Raw genomic sequence first — 19,508 nt, 5'->3', positions numbered from 1 at the left:
CCCGATTCAAACAGTATTTAGCAGGTATTAAAAACCTGTGGGGGTATATTAACGGAATATTAGATAAGATCAATAAAATTTTATATGACTAATTAAGTGCGTTCCATATCATGCTTGCTGTTTGAGAGAGTATTCGTTAAGTTCGTATAAAAGAGGGGAAAAATGGCAAAATCCATCATGTTTCAGGGAACAGGTTCAGGTGTGGGCAAAAGTCTTCTTACTGCGGGTTTTTGCCGTCTGCTGAAAAATATGGGTCTGCGCGCGGCTCCGTTCAAATCCCAGAATATGGCGCTCAACGCCGGAGTAACGGCGGACGGCCTTGAGATGGGCAGGGCGCAGATTCTGCAGGCGGAGGCAGCGGGAGTGATCCCCGATGTACGCATGAACCCCATTCTTCTCAAACCGCAGGGTGAGGCTAAGTCCCAGCTTGTGCGTATGGGAACGGTTGCGGGCGTTTATTCCGCAAGGGACTACTACACGCTTTCGGCCGAAAATTTCTCCATAGCATCTGGTGCTTACGATTCCCTCGCATCTGAATATGACATCATAGTGATTGAGGGGGCAGGCAGCCCTGCTGAAATTAATCTCCATAAGACAGATATAGTCAACATGCGCATGGCGGAATACGCCGGGGCAGGCGTACAGATAGTTGGCGATATAGACCGAGGCGGCGTTTTCGCATGGATGAAAGGCACTTACGACCTTCTGCCCACTGATTCGGCAAAGCTGGTTAAAGGTTTTATAATAAATAAGTTCCGCGGAGATAAAACCCTGCTGGAACCCGGAATAAAAATGTTTGAGGAGCTTGTTCCCGTTCCGGTGACAGGGGTTATGCCCTATATGCGCCTTTCCCTTGAGGAGGAGGATTCGCAGGACATTCAGTCAGACACGGAAAAGGGCGAAGTGAGGATTGGCATCATCCGTCTGCCGTACATCAGCAACTTCTCAGACTTTGCCGCGCTGAAAGCAATGAGGAGTGTTCAGGTAATTTATGCCGTGAAGCCCCATGAGCTGAACGACTGCGATGTGGTAATAATTCCCGGCAGCAAGCACACTGTTTATGATATGAACTTCCTGCGGGAAACCGGATTTGACGATGCAGTGAGAAAGGCGGCAGTGTATAAGCCAGTCATCGGCATATGCGGCGGGTTTCAGATTCTTGGGAAATATATTTCAGACCCTGACGGAATAGAAGGGGAAAAGGGCGGAACGGAAGGTCTGGGGCTTATTGATGTATCTACAGTGATTACAAAACAGAAAGAGCTTATACATAAACAGTATAAAGGACAAAATGCATGGGAAGGACTGACCCTCACCGGATATGAAATGCACATGGGCAGAACGGAAACAGGCGCCGGAACCTCGGTTCTTGCCGAAAACGGTGTCTGCACCGCAAAGGGAAGGGTGTTCGGAACATATCTCCACGGTTTTTTTGAACACAGCGGAAATATTAAGGCGCTGAACAGCCTCCTCGGCACTGTGTTTGAGGAAACCGACTATATCAATGAGAAAGAGCGCCAGCTTAACCTGCTTGCGGAAACCATAAAGCAAAACTGTGATACGGACCTGATATTGAAGGAGATTTTATGAAGCTTTCATATTACCCTTTTTTAGTGAATATAAGGGGCAAGAGGCTTGTTTTCATAGGCGGAGGCAAGGTCGCCGAGAGGAAGATCGCCTCCCTCAGCCGCATGGAGCCTGAGATAAGGGTGATAGCACCTTCAGTAACAGACGGCATAAGGGATAACGTCAGGGTTGAGAAGGTCTTAAAGCCTGCATCCGCAGAGGATATACGCGGTGCGGACTTTCTTTTTATCTGCACGGATGACAGAGAGCTGAACCGTGAGTTTGCCATAGAGGCAAAGATAAAGAACATACCCGTTAATGTGGCGGATGATCCGGATATGAGCGATTTTCACCTTCCGGCGGTATATGTGGAGGAGGACACGGGAACGGTTGTTTCGGTATCCACACAGGGGCAGGAGCCTTCGTTCTCCAAAAAACTGCGGGACAGGATTGCGGCGTTTCTGGAAAAAGGGTGAACGGATGAACGGCTTTGTCATAGGCGCGGAAAAGAGCGGCTCAGGGAAAACCACCCTGACCACGGGAATAATCAGGGCTTTTGCGAACTCCGGCAGGAAAGCCGCAGCATTTAAATGCGGGCCTGATTACATCGACACCCGCCACCTGACAAAAAGCGCCGGACATCCGGCCGAGAACCTTGATACTGTCATGCTTGATAAAGCGGCGGTGAGGCAGATTTTTGCCGATGGCTGCGCCGGGCGTGATATTGCAGTGGCAGAAGGGGTAATGGGCTTTTTTGACGGTGTTGATCATGCAGATTTCAAAGGCAGCACATACGATATTGCCTCAGTTCTCGGTCTGCCCGCCGTGATTGTGCTGAACGCAGCCTCCTGCTCATACACCTTGGCCGCTTTCCTGAAAGGTATTCAGGCTCTGAGCAGAGATGCGGAGACAGCAGGTGTTATAATAAACAACACAGCCTCCCTTAACCATGAGCGGCTGATAACCGATGCCGTTAAGTACCATACAGGTCTGCCTGTTTTCGGCAGTGTGCCGAGGCAGACTGAACCCCTTGTGCAATCCCGCCATCTGGGCATAGCCACCGCTCTGGAAACCGAAGAGGCTTACTACGAAAAATGCGCAGAACTGGCGCAAAGCTATATTGATATAAACGCCCTTGCCGCCCTGAAAGTGAACAAACCGCTGACAAAAGCCCGCAACGGATACCCTGAACCGGATAAGCTGTGCGCAGTTGCCTTTGACAAGGCTTTCAGCTTTTATTACGAGGCAAACTTCCGCGAACTCAGAAAAAGAGGGTATGAACTCTGCTTCTTCTCCCCCCTGAAAGAGGAAACGGTGGACAATGCCGATCTGGTTTACATAGGCGGCGGCTACCCTGAGCTTTACGTAAGGGAGCTTGAGGGGCACGGAGCAATGCTTGACTGGCTGCGGGAGTATTCCCTCAGCGGCGGGCGGATGATTGCTGAATGCGGAGGCATGATGCTCCTGACGGAAGGCATTAATATTGAAGATGAGTTTCACCGTATGGCAGGTGTGTTTGATGCCGAATGCCGCATGACGGACAGACGGCAGGCTCTGGGTTATGTGCGTGTTGCTGACAGTGCGCAGCTTAACGGGCTTGTGGGGCATGAGTTCCACTATTCCGTGCTTGAAAACGTGCGGGAGAAATACATTTTTCAGCTTGAAAAAGTCACTTCAAAGGCGCGGTCTGAGGACGGCTTCCTTAAAAATAACACACTGGCGGGCTATGCACATTTTCATTTCGCCTCAAACCCGTCTCTGCTGGATTTCATACTGAAATAAGGAGTTTTTATGGATAAAGGTTTAAGTATAGAGAAGGAAAGCTTTGAAATAATAGATTCGCTGATTGATCTCTCCCGTTTCAGCGAGGCGGAGAAGCTCATTGTACGCAAGCTTGTTCATACCACAGGCGACCCGGAATTTGCTGAACTGACCCGCATTCATCGTCTGGAGGCAGGGGTTGAGGCTCTCAGGAACGGAGCGCCGATAATAACAGACGTAACCATGGTCACAGCCGGAATAACCAAGAGGTATCTGGGTGAAAGCGGCAATGAGGTTCTATGCTTCATCAGCGAGCCGGAAGTGATCGCAAAATCAAAGGAACTTAACCTCACCAGAGCGGAAACGGCGATTGTTTATGCCGCGGAGAAATATCCCGAAGCGGTTTATGCCATAGGCAATGCGCCCACTGCGCTTTTGAAGCTCATCGAACTGACTGAGGCGGGCAGAATGAACCCTGCGTTTGTGGCGGGGCTGCCTGTGGGGTTTGTGAAGGCCGCTGAGTCAAAGGAGCTTCTTATGCAGACTGACATCCCCCATGTTTCAAACAAAGGGGCAAAAGGCGGAAGCCCGTGCGCCGCGACAGTGATTAACGGTCTGCTTCTTCTTCGGGCGGGTTTATAACCACAAAATGGATTTTAAGCATAAGACAGGCGTTCAGTTTTTCCTTAAAGCCGCTCCCTTCGCCGCTGTTTTTTGAAACCACGCATCCTGCACCGAGCTCACGGCAGAGCGCGGCGTTAAACTCCGTGGTGAAGGGACCCTGCATGGCGATTATTCTTGAACGCTCAAACCCCGACTGCACACATTTTTCAATGGACTTTTCATAGGGCAGAATCCGCACCCAGCCGATATGGGCAAACTCTTTGAACAGGTGAATATTGTTGCTGCCGGTGGTGAAAAGAATCCGCCTGAAATCAGCTTCCCGCAGGAAACCGGCTGCTTCCTCATAGCCTGAGAAGACGTGAACAAGGTCAGTCTCCTCTATCTCCTCTGTCTTTCTAACCAGACTGGTGTACGGTATGGCGCATCTGTCTGCGACAGTTTTTGCAGTTGCGGTTATCTCCGCCGCATGAGGGTGTGTGGTGTCTATTATTTCAGCTACATGGCGGTTTCTGATGAAGTTTTCCATGGTTTCTTCACTGAAACGGATCTTCATCACATTATCCGGGTATCTGAGGCGGAATTCCCTCTCGCCGTAATCAGTGGCGAGGGTGATGATGAAATCCTTTCCCCTGAGCCCCTCAACAGCTTTGTGCGTGGCGGATGTTCCGCCCAGAACCAGTATCAAACCTATTCTCCGTATTTATCGGTATACCCGCGCGGGGTGACGAGTCTGCCGTTTTTTATCACTGTTTTTTTACAGCCGATTATCAGAACAGTGCTCATATCAAGCTCTTCCGTGTTAAGCTCCGACAGCCTGCCCACCCAGAGCGTTTCCCCCTCCCTGTGGGAGTTGCGCACATACCCGCAGGGCAGATCCCCCCTTGAGGAGAAAACTTTCAGCGCATGCTCTATCTGTTCCATCCGTTTTCTGCTTCTGGGGTTGTAGACTGCGCACACGAAATCCCCTGCGTTCACAGCGTCTATCCGCCTTTTGATCACCTCCCACGGTGTCAGCAGGTCAGACATGGAGATAACTGCCAGATCATCCGCAACAGGTGCGCCCAGACGTGCAGAAGCGGCGAGGGCGGCGGTTATGCCCGGTATAACTTCTATAATATCAGTATCTGCCGCTTTTTCGTAAACAAGGGAGGCAAGGGAATAAAGCGAGGCATCCCCTCCGCAGACAAGGGCAACCTTTTTCCCTGCCTGTGCGGCTTCCAGAGCCTTTTCCACCCGTTCAGTCTCCCTGGTCATGCCGTTGGTGAACACTTCAGCTTCGGGGGAAATGTATTCCGCCACCGCCTCGACATACGGCATATACCCGCAGACGAAATCAGCATTTCTCACTGCGTTCAGAGCGGCCGGAGCTGTGTAGTCCGTTTTGCCGGGGCCGGTTCCCGCTACGAAGAGCCTGCCCTCAGCCATTGAGGTTTTCCTTAACTATTGCCACAGTTACAGTGCCCATGACGGTGCGGGGGAGGACAAGAACAGGGTTGACCGCTGCCAGTATGGCGGACGGTTCTGCCACGCCGGGAATACCGAAATGCTTCATGGGAGCTTCATGTTCTGTAAAACAGTACAGGCTGTTTTTATATGCCTTTTCAGGAAGGAAGCGGACATAGATATTAAGCTCCTTTACTGCCTCAAGGAGCCCCTGTTCATCCTTCTTCACCCATGCGGATGCCGCAAGGCGCAGTTCTTTTGTGCCGATTCCCGCCAGTGCGCATGCTCCGTGAACAGCGTGTATTATCTCAGCCTTTGACGTGCCTTTGCGGCAGCCTATGCCTATTATGTGTGTTCTGTTAGCCTCTGTGGCGGTGGTGATTACGGGCACTGCTCCTGTTATGGATGCCACAAAATGGGCGAGGCTGTTTGCTCCTCCCTCGTGTCCTGCTATGGAGCTTATGGCGAACCTGCCCACTTCGTCACAGGTGACCACTGCCGGGTCAGTATGCTTTGACTTAAGATGCGGTGCGGTCATGCGGGTAACTATACCGTGCGCCATGACAGCCGTTATGCCTCTGTATGAACCGTCCATAAGGCGGGTGAAGCATTCCTTGAGCGCTTTGTAAGGCACTGCGCCGTATTTTCCGGCTATCTCCTCCGGCAGGAAGAGATCAAAGCCTGCCTCTTTTGCTATTAACGCGGCGAGTTCCGCCCCTTTTTCCGTTACTGCTATAACCGCTGTCTTACGGGCGTGTTCCATGAGAAAAATCCTTATCGTACAGTTTGGAGTAAGATCCTTTGCCGCCCAGTGCGTGTCCTATTATCACCAGCGCATGCTTGGTTATACCGCTCTCTTTTATTTTTTCACCAAGGTCGGTGAGTGTTCCCCGCAGAATGCGCTCATCAGCCCAGCTTGCACGATAGACTGCCGCCGCAGGGGTGTCGGGGCTCCAGCCCTTTTTTATGAAGGTGTCCGCAATGTCCGCGAACCTGTCCACGGAGAGATAAAAGCAGAAGGTTCCGCCGTGTGAGGCGAGGCGTTCCATGCTCTCATCCTCAGGCACAGGGGTTCTGCCCTCTATGCGGCTTATCACCACTGTCTGGGAAATTTCCGGCAGAGTCAGCTCATTCCTGAGAGAAGCAGCGGAGGCGAAAAGCGCTGTCACGCCGGGGATTATCTCATACCTGATTCCCAGAGCATCCAGTTCCTCCATCTGCTCATTCAGAGCGCTGTAGATTGACGGGTCGCCCGTATGGAGGCGTGCGACGCTGTGCCCCTTTTCTATGGCTTTCTTTGTCACTTCTATAATCTCATCCAGATTCATGGATGCGGAGTTGTATATGTCAGCGGTTTTTGTGCAGTGGGTAAGAATATCCTCTGAGACCAGACTGCCCGCATATATAACCGTTTCGCATTTTTTGATTGTGTTTATCCCTTTGAGGGTAATCAGTTCCGGGTCACCGGGACCTGCGCCTATGAAGTAGACTTTTGCCATTTATTCACCTGTTTTTCTTATTCCAATTATGCAGGAGAGAGCATCCTCCGGGATCGGCTCATCCGGCGTTATTTTGTGTATTATCTCATTATCAAGACTGAGGTTTGCGGCCACCCAAAGTTCAAAGCCTTTTATCAGACGGCTGTTTTCCTCCAGAATTTTTTTCGGATTATTAACTTTGTCGCAGATGATGAGAAACTTATCCGCACCCACTGCCTTTTCACTGTCAAATCCGCCGCGTCCGTGGGCTGAGAGAAAAACAGCGTCCTCCCACGGTTCGGCTATGGCTGCGAATGCCGCCTGAACAACGCTTACACCCTCTATTACCCTGACATTTTCCCTGCCGAACTCCCTCACAACGGATTTTGCGAGGCTGAAAAATCCCGCATCCCCCGTGACAAGCACACCTATGCGCAGGCCTCTGTTGGTTCTTATAAATTCCAGAGTGCCGCTTATCAGCGGTTCCGGTTCGTGGTAGGGTACACTGACCCAGCTTCTGAATCTTTCCGCTCCTACAGCGAGGTCTATTTCGCTGAGCGCTTTTTTCGCCTTCCCCGTGAGCATGTCAGGGTGTCCGGTTCCGGTGGAGATTATGTATATATCAGGCACTGCAGGTTCCTATGAGATCACCTTTCATATTAAACAGAAGAACATCCGTCCTCTTAAAGCCGTAATCCATCCTCACGCGTCCGCTTATCAGTTCCGCTATTCTGCCGAAGCCTTCCGGATGAGTGAGGCAGATCTCCTCTACCGTGTTGAAGTCTCCGCTGAGACTAAGAGCCCTGCTCACAAACCCCTGCGCCTGCGGTGAAGCGGCTGAGTGGGTGTTGTAATGCCCCATGGCGAGTTTGGCGAGCTTACCCGGATGTCCGGCGAGTGTGACCTCACTTACGCCCTTTGAGCGCAGATAGCTGAACGCCTCACCGAAGTAGTTGCTTACCATCACCGCCTCATCATCAGGATAAACGGCCTGAAGGTGTTTTTCGCCTATTTTGCCCGCAACAAGTGTTATGTGTCTGTTTTCGGCGAGTTTGACATCAATTTCGCACTTAAAGGAATCCACAAGTGCATCCACGCTCATGGGGTGAACAATCCCCGTTGTGCCGATTATGGATATACCGCCTGTTATCCCTATGCGCTCATTGAATGTACGCTCAGCGAGCCTTTCCCCTTCGGGTACGGATATTGTCACCACCGCACCGTTTTCTGTCCCTATGACTTCGCGGACATTCTGCTCAATCATCATGCGCGGCACAGGGTTTATTGCCGCTTCTCCCACAGGGATTTGCAGGCCGGCCTTGGTTACTCTGCCTACGCCTCTGCCCCCTGTGATTTCGATTCTGCCGCTGCTGTTCAGCCGCACACTGGCGTGTATCTCCGCCCCGTGGGTAACATCCGGGTCATCGCCCGAATCCTTTACGGCAAAAGCGCCCTCTGCCGAGCAGCTTACGGGTATTCTCATTCTGCTGCCGTCCGGCATGATCACATCCGCGCAGTCAGTCATTATGCCGCTTATGATCAAGGCTGCGTGTGCTCTTGCCGCCGCCGCTGCCGCTGTGCCTGTGGTAAATCCTTTTCGCATTTTGAGATGGTGTTCCGAAATAAAATATGTGTCAAGGAGAATTATATTGACTTATCCGCCGCGTTTGGCCGAAAATGCGTCTGATATACGAGGTGGAGACAGAAACAGGGAATTTGGTTAGAATCCAAAACAGTCCCGCTACTGTAACCGGAACGAACCCGCGTAAGCCACTGTCCGTTAAAAGGATGGGAAGGTGCGGAATTAGGCGGCATTTTTAAAATGCCGTGCCGGAAGTCAGGATACCTGTTCTGTTTGAACTTTACGAGGATGAAGGCACCAAAATATGCCCCCCCGCAGGATTTCCTGTCGCACCCGTATAAAATCCCAATTTTTTTTAAAGGAGGAGTATGTGAAGCACATATTCGCAGTGTTCCTTGCCTTTCTCGCTTTTACGGGCGCAGTTCAGGCATCAGGAGGAGAAAAGGTAATGGAAGAGAAATCAGCAATCGTAATCGCATCATTCGGCACAACTTATGAAACAACTCTGGAGCCGATACTTGCCCTTGTGAGGGAAACTCAGCTTAAATATCCGGGAACGCCTGTGCGTCTGGCTTTTACCTCAAATGTAATCCGCAGGATATGGAATGAAAGAGCCGCTGACACGGCTTACCGCAGGGCGCACCCTCAGATTCCCGAAATGCTTTACGGCATTAAAAATGTTCTGGGCGTTATGGCGGATCTTCAGAACCTCGGCTACAGGAACATAGTTGTTCAGCCCACTCTTATAACGGACGGTGAGGAGTTCGCTGATATGACAGCTTATGTTGATGCCCTTGCCTCCATAAAAACACTTAAACCCAGACTCCAGCCCTTCGTTGCTGTGGGCATAGGCAAACCCCTCACCGGGGCTTACTCTCACGCAGAGCATCTGGAAGTGCTGGCTAAGGTTCTGGAATCAGACATTAAACAGGCAAAAGCAGCAAAAGCGGCTCTTGTTTACATGGGGCACGGTAATGAGCATATGTCTCAGGGGGCTTACTACGAGCTTGAGCTTATACTTAACCGCATGTACGGCGTTCCTGTTGCCATTGGTCTGGTGGAGGGTCTGCCGGATTATGACTCCGTTCTTGAAAAGCTCACTGCCAAAAAGGTTAAAAACGTAATCCTCAGACCGCTTATGTATGTGGCGGGCGACCATGCGGAAAACGATATGGCCGGTGATGAGGAAGATTCATGGAAAGTAATGCTCACGAAATCAGGGTTCAATGTCACCCCTGTGCTGGAAGGCCTCGGCCATAAGGCAGCCGTGAGGCAGATTTTTATAAACCATCTTGAAGCCGCAGCAAAAGAAGCGGGGATAGAGCTTAAATAGTATGAATAAAATATCAGTAAGATCCCTTACCAAGGTTTTCGGCAGACAGACTGCCGTTGACGGAATAAGCTTTGATGTGGAGGAGGGGAGTATACTTGCTCTCCTCGGTCCCAACGGGGCAGGTAAAACAACCACGATAAACATGCTGACCGGGCTCACGATTCCCTCTTCCGGCGAAATATGCTACGGCGGAGAGATCTTCGACCCGCAGAGCAGACGGATTAAGCAGACAATCGGCGTTGTTCCCCAGCATAACAATGTGGACAGGGATCTTACTGTGTATCAGAACCTCAAGACCCATGCGATTCTGTTCGGCGCTGACAATATCAAAAGCAGGATAGAAAAAGCGCTGGAGTTTTCGGGTCTTTCCGACCATGCGGATAAAACAGCCGGAAACCTCTCCGGCGGGATGAAACGCAGGCTGATAATTGCCCGTGCCCTTCTGCATGAACCTTCCGTACTTTTTCTGGATGAGCCTACTGTGGGGCTTGATGCCTCTGTCCGCAGAACCATGTGGGACTTCATACGCAGCATAAATCAGGAAAAGCGATGTACAATCCTCCTTACAACTCACTACATAGAGGAAGCGGAACTGCTCTCTGACCGTGTGATGATTATGGATAAGGCTAAGATTGTCACAGAAGGCACAGCAGCAGAGCTTAAGGCAAAGGTCGGCAAATGGGCGCTTGACATCTACAGAAACGGCAAAACGGTAACAGAGTTCTTCGAAACCCGTGAAGCTGGGCTTGAGCAGCTCGCCTTGCTGACTGAAACCGCCGGAATAAGGGAAACCAACCTTGAGGATGTCTATCTCACCATCACAGGAAGGAGGATAGACGCATGAACGGCATAAAAGGGGTTTTATACCGCGAAACCAGAGTTCTGCGCAGCAGGTTCTGGAAGGTCCTCGTCTCATCCGCCGTATCGCCTTTTCTGTTCCTTCTTGCCTTCGGGTACGGAATAGGGCGGTTCGCCTCTGTTGACGGTGTTAATTATCTTACGTTTCTTATACCCGGACTGATTGCCATGAGCAGCCTGAACCAGAGTTACGGTATTTCAGGCGAAATAAATATTTCCAGATTTTACTTCAAGGTTTTTGACGAATACCTCCTTGCTCCTGTGAGCAGATGGGAGATAGTGGCGGGCGAAATGCTCTACGGTGTCATCAAAGGGCTTATCCCTGTCGGCATTATTCTTCTTTACGGAGTTATTGCCGGAGCGGGGCTTAAAATCAGCCCGATGTTTGTGCCTGTGATGTTTGTTCATCTTGTTGTGTTCTCTCTGCTGGGGATAATTGTAGCCCTTGTGGTTAAAAACCACGGAGATCAGATGTCGGTGAACACTTTTGTGATAACACCTATGATATTCCTCTCAGGCACTTTTTACCCGGTGGATAAAATGCCTCTCATCGCAAAGCTGATAGCGCATATTTCCCCGCTGACTTATTCCACTCAGCTTATAAGGTGTTCCCTCATAGGCACTGAGTGCGATGTGCTTCTTAATATGGGAGTGATGCTCACTGTTGCCGCAGTGCTCTTTATTACAGCAGGGCGGATTCTGAAAGGGGTTGAGGGTTGAGAGCCTTTTGGCTTTTCATTCTCTTATGTGTATGTGCGGCGGCGGCTTTTGTGGGCTCCACGGATATAAGCCATTTCCGCACTGATGAGGTGCAGAGGGATATTCTTCTGAATATGCGTATGCCGCGGGTTGTCTTCGCCGGGCTTACCGGCGCTATGCTGGGCTTAAGCGGTTCAATATATCAGCTTGTGCTGCGCAACCCCCTTGCGGACAGCTTTACCACAGGCGCGGCATCATCCGCTGCTCTGGGAGCAGTTGTCGCCATTGCTGTCGGTCTTCCGGCCGGTCTCGCATCCCCTGTGGCTCTTGCAACGGGTCTCGGCGGGCTGATGCTGGTTTACGGAGTGTCATACCGCAGAAGCGGCATAAGTCCCGTTACGATGATTCTGGCGGGTGTGGTGCTGAATATAGTTGCCTCATCGGTGATCGGCTTCGTCAAATTCTTTTTTGAAGAGTCTTTAACGTCCATCGTCTTCTGGCTGATGGGCGGCTTTTATATGATTACATGGGCTAAGGCCGCTTTTGCGGCGGCTGTTTTCTGCCTGTGTGCGGGATATTTCCGTTTAAGGGCGCACCCTTTGAACATACTTGCCCTTGATGAAATGTCCGCAGAGACCTCAGGCGTTAATGTGCGCGCCGAAAGGATGAGGGCGTTTGTGTTCTCCACCGCCCTTGTGGCAGTTTCGGTGAGTTTTACAGGGCTAATAGGCTTTGTGGGGCTTATTGTTCCGCACATAGCCCGAAGTTTTTACGGCAGTGACGTGAGGCAGGGGATATTCTACTCCTCCGTTTTCGGTGCTCTGCTTATGATAACTGCGGATGCGGTTGCCAGAACCGTTATCCCGAACGGAGCCGAGCTTCCTGTGGGGATAGTGACCGCTGTTCTGGGCGGAGTGTTTTTTCTATATATGCTCCGCAGCAGGCAGACGGAGATGTGGCATGATTGAGATCAGAAGCCTTGAGTTCAGGCGGGGCGGCTTTACACTCAGTGTGCCGGATCTTGCTGTGCATAAAGGCGAAAAGATAGCCCTCATAGGTGAGAACGGTTCGGGCAAAAGCACGCTTCTGCATATCATTGCAGGGCTTATACCCGCTGAGGGAGTCAGCTTTAGCGGAAAAGAACTGGGCAGAACAGGCAGAAAGGAACGTGCGGGGATGATAGCCTTCATGCCTCAGCTTCCGTCAGTTGTGTTCCCTTTCACTGTGTTTGAGGTTGTGCGTCTGGGGGTTTATGCCGCAGGGTATATGAAAGATGCGGACAGGCTCACGGAAGAGGTTCTGCGGCTGACTGCTCTCACCGGACTGCGGGACAGAGCCTTCACGGAGCTTTCCGGCGGGGAGAAAAGGAGGGTGATGACAGCCCGTGCCCTTAATCAGCGGCCGGATGTTCTCCTTTTGGATGAGCCTGTATCCATGCTTGATGTTAGGCATTCTCTGGAGATTCTGAACCTGCTCACAGGTTCATGCAGAACACTTATCGCCTCCATGCACGAGGTGAATCTGTCGGTGAAGTATTTTGACAGGATATGGATGATGAATAAAGGAAAACTGATATATGACGTGCCCGCGGAAAAAGCGGATGCATCCATGCTTTCGGAGGTTTTTAATGTTCAGGCTGTTTCTCACGCTGATCATTTTACTTTCAGCATTTAGCGCATTCGCTGCCGAAAGGGTGGTGATACTGGCTCCCGCCGCCGCAGATATTTTTTACAGGCTCGGCGCGGGCGGCAGGGTTGTCGGTGTTACTAAGACTGTGACCGAGTTTCCGGACGCTGTGAAGGTCGGTACGCACATCCGCCCCAATGCGGAGATAATACGCTCTCTGAGGCCTGATCTGATAATTACCGGCTCGGCCGATGAATATTACGCGGATGCAGTTAAGGCTATCACCGGAGCCTCGGTTTATAAGTACGACCCGCTGAGCCTTGAGGAGATTCTCACTGCTGCGGCAGAGATAGGGGAGATTACGGGAAGGCAGACGGAAGCCGCTGCACTTACTGCGGAACTGAAAGCGAGGCTGGCCTCCGTTAAGCCGCTTAAGTCAAAGCCGAAGGTGATATATGAAGTCAGCCAGCTTCCCTACACTGTTGCGGGAAGAGGAAATATAGTGACAGCGGTGATCACCGCCGCAGGCGGGGAGATGGCGGCGGATGCGGACGGCAAGCTTGTGAAGCTGTCTCTGGAAAAGGCGGTTGCACTCAGACCGGATGTTTACATATGGCAGACGGGCCCCATGAACCGCAACCCTGCTGAGCCGTGGAAGCGGCCTGAATTCACGAAAATGAAAACAAAATGGATACATGCGGATGAAACGAAGTACTCAAGAGCCAACACAGGTTCTTTTGATGCGGTTCTTGAGCTTAATTCCGCGCTGAGGAAATTATATGAGTAAAAAGCTTATTATAGTGGGCGCGGGGCTTAACAGAGGCTCCATGACCCTTGCAGGTGCAGATGCTGTCAGAACGGCCGATGTTGTGCTGTATGACAGGCTGATTGATAAAACCCTGCTTGAATATGCTTCCGGCACATGTATAGATGTAGGTAAGCATCCTTATGATAAAAACTGCATACTGCAGAAAGATATAAACGAAATCATAACAGCGCATCTCACGGAAGGCAAAACCGTTGTCCGCCTCAAAGGGGGCGACAGTTCTGTCTTTGCGCGCACCGCGGAAGAGGTTGAGGCTGCAAGAGCCGCCGGAGCGGATGTTGAGGTAATAGCGGGGGTAACTTCCGCCTCCGTTCTCTCCGCAAAGCTTAAAAGCGCCCTCACTGACCGCAGGAATATACCCGGCGTGGTGTTCATTACCGGACACACAAAGGAAGGCACTCTTGATGATGCATACAACTGGGAGGCGCTTGCAAAGCTGGGGCTCACCATAGTCGTGTACATGGGGGTTAAAAACCTCGGCGGAATAGCAGACAGGCTCATTAAAAACGGCATGGAGGCTTCTGTTCCCGTGCTCATAGGAGAAAATATCGAAACCGCCGGGGAACGGATAATGTTCACCTCTCTGGGTGATGCGGGCAGGTTCGTTGAGGAAAATGCTGTCAAACACCCTGCGACAATCATCATAGGGGAGATAGTTAATCATGCCGGATAACAGATCATGCGTGCATGTCTACACCGGAAACGGCAAGGGGAAAACCACGGCGGCTCTGGGGCTTGCCGTCCGCTGTGCCGGAGCAGGGTTTAGTGTGTATTTCGGCCAGTTCCTGAAAGACGGCGATTATTCCGAAACGGAATCGCTGAGGCTGTTCGGCGGCAGGATAAAGCATGAGACCTTCGGCCGCGGAGGCTTCATAAAAGGGGAGCCTTCCGAGGAAGATATAAACATGGCGCGTGAGGGCTTCCGGAGGGTGAAGGAAGCTGTTTTCTCAGGGCAGTACAGGCTTGTGGCGGCGGATGAAATAAATGTCGCCGTATTTAAGGGGCTTATCAGTGCGGATGATGTGCTGGAACTGATGAAAACCCTGCCCGAAGGGGTGGAGCTTGTGCTCACCGGGCGCTACGCAGCGGAAGAAGTTATGGAGGCGGCTGATCTTGTAACCGAAATGCGTGAGGTTAAACATTACTATTCACAGGGCATCCCAGCCCGAAAAGGTATAGAGAAATAACGGGCAGGCTCAAGCCTGCCTTTGTACATCCTTTCTTTTTTCTTTACAAATCTTACATGTCTAAAAAAGTTTCAGTATATTATAAGTATAGCCACTATATTAGATGGATCTAATTATGTTAAAGATCTTGACAATTGTTAGTGCTCTTGATAATAAGGGCTGAGATTACTCAGGCGGAGGTTTGTATGATTGAGGAATATTTCAGCAAGGGCGGGGTGATGATGTACCCTCTGCTGTTTTTTTCAGTTGTGCTTACGGCTGTTTTTATTGAAAGACTGATATTCTTTATCTTTAACAGAAGCTCGAAAAATATTCTTGAAAACGCCGAGCATTTATTTTCCAAAGGTGATTTCAAATCCGCACTTTCCTCTCTTAAAAATTCCCGCGGCGCAATGGAAAAAGTGGCCGCAGAGATAATAACCCACATTAGCTGCTCAAAACATGACCTTGAGCACATAGCCGAAAACAGAGCAATCTCCGAGCTCCAGAAGTTTTCACGCGGGCTCCACATAATGGATCTTATAGGCAGAATATCCCCCATGATAGGTCTTTCCGGCACAGTGCTGGGCATGGTGAAGGCTTTTCAGTCTATCTCCGCGCAGAAAGGCGCTGTTGATCCTTCCGTTCTGGCGGGCGGGATATGGGAATCGCTTCTGACTACAGTGTTCGGGCTGATGGTCGGCATACCCGCTCTGATTATTTTTCACATATTTGAAAACGAACTCGGCAAAAAAGCGCTGATGATAAAACTGAAAAGCGAGGAAATGATCCGCCGTGCCGGAGTCAGCGGTGATTAATCTCAGCATGTTTGCCCGCAAAAGCAGGTCGGTGGATATGACACCAATGATAGACATGGTGTTTCTTCTTCTGATCTTCTTTCTGCTCACCTCGGTGTTTGCTGTTCCGTCCATTAACTCAGACCTTCCGGCAAGCAGCACAGAGCAGAAAACCGACAAGCTGGAAAGCCTTGTCACTCTCAAGGCGGACGGGCGGGTATTGGTAAATGAAACCGAAGTAGCGCCGGATGAGCTTGAAGCAGCTCTGACAGGCATTATTTCTGAAAGCGCCGATAAGGTGATAACCCTCGCTGCGGACAGAGAGGTCAACTTTGAGTCCATAGTGAAGATCATGGACAACGCGGTGAGAGCCGGAGCTGTATCGGTTGAATTTCTTACGGAGAGCAAGAGTGAGCAATAATAACGGGCGTGTTTTCATCGGAAGCCTTCTTATCTCGTTACTGATGCACGGTGCTGTTCTGTTTCTGGTTAAGGTGGAAAAAGCTCCCGCCGGACAGAAAGAACCGGAGAAAATCACCGTAAGTCTGAGACAGACAGTGCAGGCGGAAAAACCTGCGCCAGTCACAGAACCGCTTCCTGAGCCTCAGCCTGTTGTGAAACAGCCGAAACCCGTAAAGAAACCTTTGCCTGTCAGCAAAAAGCCTTCCGCAGTGAAAGCCCCGGCGGAACAGGAGATACACACGGAGACAAAAGCCGCAGAAACCGCCCCAGCGGAACCTGTAATCCATACTGTGGCGGTGAGTGTCCCGAAGCCTGCGGCGGAAAAACCATCTATGCCTCCTCAGCCTGAATTTGACTTTGAAGGGTTCAAGGCACGGCTAACGGACGGAATGGGACGAAACAAGAAATACCCTTACGCAGCAAGGCGCAGAGGGTACGAAGGAACGGTTCTTCTGAAGCTTCATATAGACTGTGAAGGCAGGCTTCAGGGGCTGAAAATGGTGGAGTCCAGCGGGTTTGACATTCTGGATAAAGAGGCGCTTTCTCTTGCCTCGTCGGTTTTTCCCATACAGGAAAAGCTGCCGGAGCCTGTGACTCTCCTGATTCCGGTTAATTACAGCCTTCACAACTGAAATACGGACTAAAGGGCGGATCCCCCTGTTTATAAAACTCATAAGGTTAAGGAGAATCTATGTACAGAAAACTGTTTTTAGTGCTTCCTTTGCTTGCATTTTCACTGATTTCTGCTTCCGCTGCGGAGATAGAGACGGAGAAGATAAAAGTAACGGCGACTAGGGTCGAAAAAGAGATGAAAGAAGTTCCTTACACGGTAAACGTAATCACCGAAGAGGATATACGCAAGTCCGGCGCGACAAGCCTTGCAGAGCTTTTAAGGGACATCCCCTCCGTTCAGATGACAAGTACCGGAGCAGCAGGAGTCCAGAGGCTGAGCCTCAGAGGAGAAAGCAGTTCCAGAACACTGATCATGGTGGACGGAATGAAGATTACAGAGCAGAAGTCCATGGACGGAACGCCTCTCTTAATTGATGTCAACAGCATCGAAAGGATAGAGATAATCAAAGGGCCCGGCTCTGTGCTTTACGGTTCGGAGGCCATAGGCGGCGCAATCAATATAATCACCAAAAAGGGCGGCGACAGACCCGTGCAGGGCATGCTGAGCTACACATACAACACAAACAGCGATTCGTTCAATGCGGCAGCTTCACTTTACGGCGGAGTGAAAAACTTCTACTACAGAGCGGAAGTTTCGCAGAATGATTTCGGTAAGCGCGAAGATTCCCACGGTGATGAGCTTGACGGCACGGAATATGAAAACACCAATATGAGCCTTCTTGCAGGGTACAAAAACAAAAGGTTTGATACAGGCGTTCAGTATACCAAGTACGAATCAGAGAGTGATGTTTATGTCGGCGAGATAGAACCGCCGTTTACGGATATGTTCATGCAGCTTCCTGAGTGGAACAGGGAAAAATACGCCGGATGGTTTGAATACCGCAATCCGGGCGGTTTCCTTAACAAAGCAAGACTTGATGTGTTCACACAGGAAACCTACAAAAAATTCATAAACAACATGGACATGGTTGTAAGTATGGGGCCGATTACCATGCCGATGTATTACAGAGGGCTTACTAAAAACACTCTGGATACCACCGGTTTTCTTGGTCAGTTCGATTTTTCGCTTTCAGAGAGTAATCTTCTCATAGCGGGTTTTGAATACAATACGGATGAACTGAATGCCAAGGACAATATACAGACCTTTGGCGCTCCTGTTGCGACCCTGACGGATACCGACGCGAAACAGACCACAATATCGGCGTTCGTGCAGGATGAGCAGATTCTGGGTGATTTCATCCTCAGTGCCGGACTCCGCTACACCAAGGTGGATAACGAAATTGAGAAAACAAACAACGCAAGCATCCCCGATAAGGACACTGACGATGATAATATAGTCGGCAGTCTTTCTCTGGTTTATACCGGGGTAAAAGACACAGCTCTGCGCGCGCTGTATTCCAGCGGTTACAGAACTCCTAACCTTCAGCAGCTTTATATGGGCACAACACATGGCAGCAGCACACCAACATTCTCAAACCCGGATCTTGATCCTGAAACCTCGGACAACTTTGAGATAGGTGCAAGATTTGCCAACAAAGCGGCAGATATAGACCTTGCCGTGTTCCATACGAGATCAGAAGATTATATAACAACAGTAACAATACCTTACGGTTCTTCCACCGCCCGCATGTTCACCAATGTTGAAAAGGCGAAAACCACAGGAGCGGAACTCACTGCACAGGTATTTCTGGGCGATTTCACCCCTTATGTTAACGGTGCTTACATGAGGCGCAAATATGAGCTTGAAACATTCAGTACATATAAGGTCGGTTCTCCGGAGCTTACTTCAAGGTTCGGTCTGCGTCATGATGCGAAATTCGGAAAGAAATTCACGCTGAATACTGATATTTACGGCCGCTACGCATCCAAAGCCGAATCCGAGTCCACCTCAGGCAGCGGCGAGATAGATACCACCGAATCCTACACCACGCTTAACCTTGCTCTCACAGGCTCGTACACCTACAGGGACGGAAGAAGGATAATGCTGGGAGTGGAAGCACTTAACATCAATAATCAGGACTATGAGCTTGCTATGTCGCCGATTCCCGAACCGGGGAGACATTTCATTCTCAAAGTTTCCGCAGATTTCTAAGGCCGGGCATGAAAGTGTTGATCATGTACGCAAGCCGCTACGGAACAACGGCGGTGATTGCGGACTGGATAGCCGAAAGGCTTATGTATGAGGGATGGGAGACAAAAAAGGGAGAAGCCCGCGAGGCTCCCTCCTCTTTTTCCGGCTATGATCTCGTCCTGATGGGATCGGGTATTTACGCAAACGGTTTCCTGCCGGAGATGGAGAGCTTCATCGAACAGCGTAAGGATGAACTCACCGAGGTTAAGACGGCATTTTTCGGTGTCGCCATGAAGACCGAGAGCATGCTGGTCAGGGGCAAAACCATGGGCGGTGTGCAGATTTTCGAGAAGTATGCGGCGCTGACGCAGTCATGCATCTACGGTGAAATGCTTCACGGAGAGATGGTCTATGCAAAAATGACCGAAGCGGACAGGAAGGGCATGGATTATTTCTACCGTATGGCAGGTTTCAGCGACCTTGAGATTGCTGAGAGAAAGAAGCCGCGCAGTCTTATGAACAAGGCGGAGGTATGGGCATTTGCCGAGAACCTCGCCAAGCGGCTTATGAAAAGGTAATAAAT

General features: G+C 50.6%; 23 protein-coding genes and 1 riboswitch. Of the genes, 17 read left to right on the top strand and 6 right to left on the bottom strand.

Going from position 1 to position 19,508, the window contains the following annotated elements; genetic code table 11:
- Positions 1–162 precede the first annotated feature (162 nt).
- Genes OSQ85_RS09775 through OSQ85_RS09760 form a run of 4 tightly spaced genes read left to right on the top strand, consistent with a single transcriptional unit; the run spans position 163 to position 3,969 of the window.
- A complete protein-coding gene (locus OSQ85_RS09775; protein ID WP_265822764.1) occupies positions 163–1,590 on the top strand; it encodes a cobyric acid synthase in 1,428 nt (475 codons plus the stop codon).
- On the top strand, positions 1,587–2,042 hold the full coding sequence (locus OSQ85_RS09770; protein ID WP_265822763.1) for a precorrin-2 dehydrogenase/sirohydrochlorin ferrochelatase family protein: 456 nt from the start codon (positions 1,587–1,589) through the stop codon (positions 2,040–2,042). The genes OSQ85_RS09775 and OSQ85_RS09770 overlap by 4 nt, the downstream gene beginning before the upstream one ends.
- A gap of 4 nt (positions 2,043–2,046) precedes the next feature.
- On the top strand, positions 2,047–3,348 hold the full coding sequence (locus tag OSQ85_RS09765; protein ID WP_265822762.1) for a cobyrinate a,c-diamide synthase: 1,302 nt from the start codon (positions 2,047–2,049) through the stop codon (positions 3,346–3,348).
- A 9-nt stretch (positions 3,349–3,357) separates the two neighbouring features.
- Positions 3,358–3,969 (top strand): precorrin-8X methylmutase, encoded by a 612-nt coding sequence (locus OSQ85_RS09760; RefSeq protein WP_265822761.1) that lies wholly within the window; start codon positions 3,358–3,360, stop codon positions 3,967–3,969.
- Here OSQ85_RS09760 and cobK read toward each other — a convergent pair.
- From cobK to cbiD, 6 genes are read right to left on the bottom strand one after another with little or no spacing between them, the layout of a single operon-like run.
- Complete coding sequence (cobK, locus tag OSQ85_RS09755) at positions 3,935–4,636, bottom strand: precorrin-6A reductase (protein WP_265822760.1); 702 nt, start codon at positions 4,634–4,636, stop codon at positions 3,935–3,937. The two genes, OSQ85_RS09760 and cobK, sit on opposite strands and share 35 nt — an antisense overlap.
- Positions 4,637–4,638: 2 nt before the next feature.
- Complete coding sequence (gene cobJ / locus OSQ85_RS09750) at positions 4,639–5,376, bottom strand: precorrin-3B C(17)-methyltransferase (protein WP_265822759.1); 738 nt, start codon at positions 5,374–5,376, stop codon at positions 4,639–4,641.
- On the bottom strand, positions 5,369–6,157 hold the full coding sequence (locus OSQ85_RS09745) for a cobalamin biosynthesis protein (RefSeq protein WP_265822758.1): 789 nt from the start codon (positions 6,155–6,157) through the stop codon (positions 5,369–5,371). Before OSQ85_RS09745 ends, cobJ begins: the two co-directional genes overlap by 8 nt.
- Entirely contained in the window at positions 6,141–6,893 is a 753-nt protein-coding gene (gene cobM, locus OSQ85_RS09740; protein WP_265822757.1) for a precorrin-4 C(11)-methyltransferase, read from the bottom strand. The genes OSQ85_RS09745 and cobM overlap by 17 nt, the downstream gene beginning before the upstream one ends.
- Positions 6,894–7,502, bottom strand: coding sequence for a precorrin-6y C5,15-methyltransferase (decarboxylating) subunit CbiE (gene cbiE / locus OSQ85_RS09735; protein ID WP_265822755.1), 609 nt, complete (start codon positions 7,500–7,502; stop codon positions 6,894–6,896).
- Complete coding sequence (gene cbiD / locus OSQ85_RS09730; protein ID WP_265822754.1) at positions 7,495–8,475, bottom strand: cobalt-precorrin-5B (C(1))-methyltransferase CbiD; 981 nt, start codon at positions 8,473–8,475, stop codon at positions 7,495–7,497. The genes cbiE and cbiD overlap by 8 nt, the downstream gene beginning before the upstream one ends.
- A gap of 54 nt (positions 8,476–8,529) precedes the next feature.
- Positions 8,530–8,740: riboswitch (cobalamin riboswitch) on the top strand.
- An 84-nt stretch (positions 8,741–8,824) separates the two neighbouring features.
- Between cbiD and OSQ85_RS09725 the strand changes: the two genes are divergently transcribed.
- From OSQ85_RS09725 to OSQ85_RS09665, 13 genes are all read left to right on the top strand, one after another.
- Positions 8,825–9,787: a sirohydrochlorin cobaltochelatase gene (locus OSQ85_RS09725; RefSeq protein ID WP_265822753.1), complete on the top strand. Its 963-nt coding sequence runs from the start codon at positions 8,825–8,827 to the stop codon at positions 9,785–9,787.
- 1 nt (position 9,788) lies between these two features.
- Positions 9,789–10,631: an ABC transporter ATP-binding protein gene (locus OSQ85_RS09720; RefSeq protein WP_265822752.1), complete on the top strand. Its 843-nt coding sequence runs from the start codon at positions 9,789–9,791 to the stop codon at positions 10,629–10,631.
- Entirely contained in the window at positions 10,628–11,365 is a 738-nt protein-coding gene (locus OSQ85_RS09715) for an ABC transporter permease (RefSeq protein WP_265822751.1), read from the top strand. Before OSQ85_RS09720 ends, OSQ85_RS09715 begins: the two co-directional genes overlap by 4 nt.
- Positions 11,362–12,312: a FecCD family ABC transporter permease gene (locus tag OSQ85_RS09710; RefSeq protein WP_265822750.1), complete on the top strand. Its 951-nt coding sequence runs from the start codon at positions 11,362–11,364 to the stop codon at positions 12,310–12,312. Before OSQ85_RS09715 ends, OSQ85_RS09710 begins: the two co-directional genes overlap by 4 nt.
- The gene (locus OSQ85_RS09705; RefSeq protein WP_265822748.1) at positions 12,305–13,018 is read left to right on the top strand and encodes an ABC transporter ATP-binding protein; all 714 of its coding nucleotides are present in this window, start codon (positions 12,305–12,307) and stop codon (positions 13,016–13,018) included. The genes OSQ85_RS09710 and OSQ85_RS09705 overlap by 8 nt, the downstream gene beginning before the upstream one ends.
- The gene (locus OSQ85_RS09700; RefSeq protein ID WP_265822747.1) at positions 12,972–13,757 is read left to right on the top strand and encodes an ABC transporter substrate-binding protein; all 786 of its coding nucleotides are present in this window, start codon (positions 12,972–12,974) and stop codon (positions 13,755–13,757) included. Before OSQ85_RS09705 ends, OSQ85_RS09700 begins: the two co-directional genes overlap by 47 nt.
- Positions 13,750–14,469: a uroporphyrinogen-III C-methyltransferase gene (gene cobA, locus OSQ85_RS09695; protein ID WP_265822746.1), complete on the top strand. Its 720-nt coding sequence runs from the start codon at positions 13,750–13,752 to the stop codon at positions 14,467–14,469. The genes OSQ85_RS09700 and cobA overlap by 8 nt, the downstream gene beginning before the upstream one ends.
- On the top strand, positions 14,459–14,983 hold the full coding sequence (locus OSQ85_RS09690) for a cob(I)yrinic acid a,c-diamide adenosyltransferase (RefSeq protein WP_265822744.1): 525 nt from the start codon (positions 14,459–14,461) through the stop codon (positions 14,981–14,983). Before cobA ends, OSQ85_RS09690 begins: the two co-directional genes overlap by 11 nt.
- Positions 14,984–15,168: 185 nt before the next feature.
- Positions 15,169–15,780, top strand: coding sequence for a MotA/TolQ/ExbB proton channel family protein (locus tag OSQ85_RS09685; RefSeq protein WP_265822742.1), 612 nt, complete (start codon positions 15,169–15,171; stop codon positions 15,778–15,780).
- Complete coding sequence (locus OSQ85_RS09680; protein ID WP_265822741.1) at positions 15,773–16,180, top strand: ExbD/TolR family protein; 408 nt, start codon at positions 15,773–15,775, stop codon at positions 16,178–16,180. The genes OSQ85_RS09685 and OSQ85_RS09680 overlap by 8 nt, the downstream gene beginning before the upstream one ends.
- The gene (locus tag OSQ85_RS09675) at positions 16,170–16,853 is read left to right on the top strand and encodes an energy transducer TonB (protein WP_265822740.1); all 684 of its coding nucleotides are present in this window, start codon (positions 16,170–16,172) and stop codon (positions 16,851–16,853) included. Before OSQ85_RS09680 ends, OSQ85_RS09675 begins: the two co-directional genes overlap by 11 nt.
- A gap of 59 nt (positions 16,854–16,912) precedes the next feature.
- Positions 16,913–18,946, top strand: a complete 2,034-nt coding sequence (locus OSQ85_RS09670; RefSeq protein WP_265822739.1) for a TonB-dependent receptor plug domain-containing protein — start codon at positions 16,913–16,915, stop codon at positions 18,944–18,946.
- Between the two features lie 8 nt (positions 18,947–18,954).
- Entirely contained in the window at positions 18,955–19,503 is a 549-nt protein-coding gene (locus OSQ85_RS09665; protein ID WP_265822737.1) for a flavodoxin domain-containing protein, read from the top strand.
- The last annotated feature ends 5 nt before the right edge of the window (positions 19,504–19,508 follow it).

The sequence above is a fragment of the Geovibrio ferrireducens genome, from assembly GCF_026226615.1.
In the GTDB taxonomy this organism is placed as follows: Bacteria; Chrysiogenota; Deferribacteres; order Deferribacterales; family Geovibrionaceae; genus Geovibrio; species Geovibrio ferrireducens.
The sequence above is the reverse complement of the archived record's forward strand: the minus strand, read 5'-3'. Positions and strand labels throughout refer to the sequence as shown.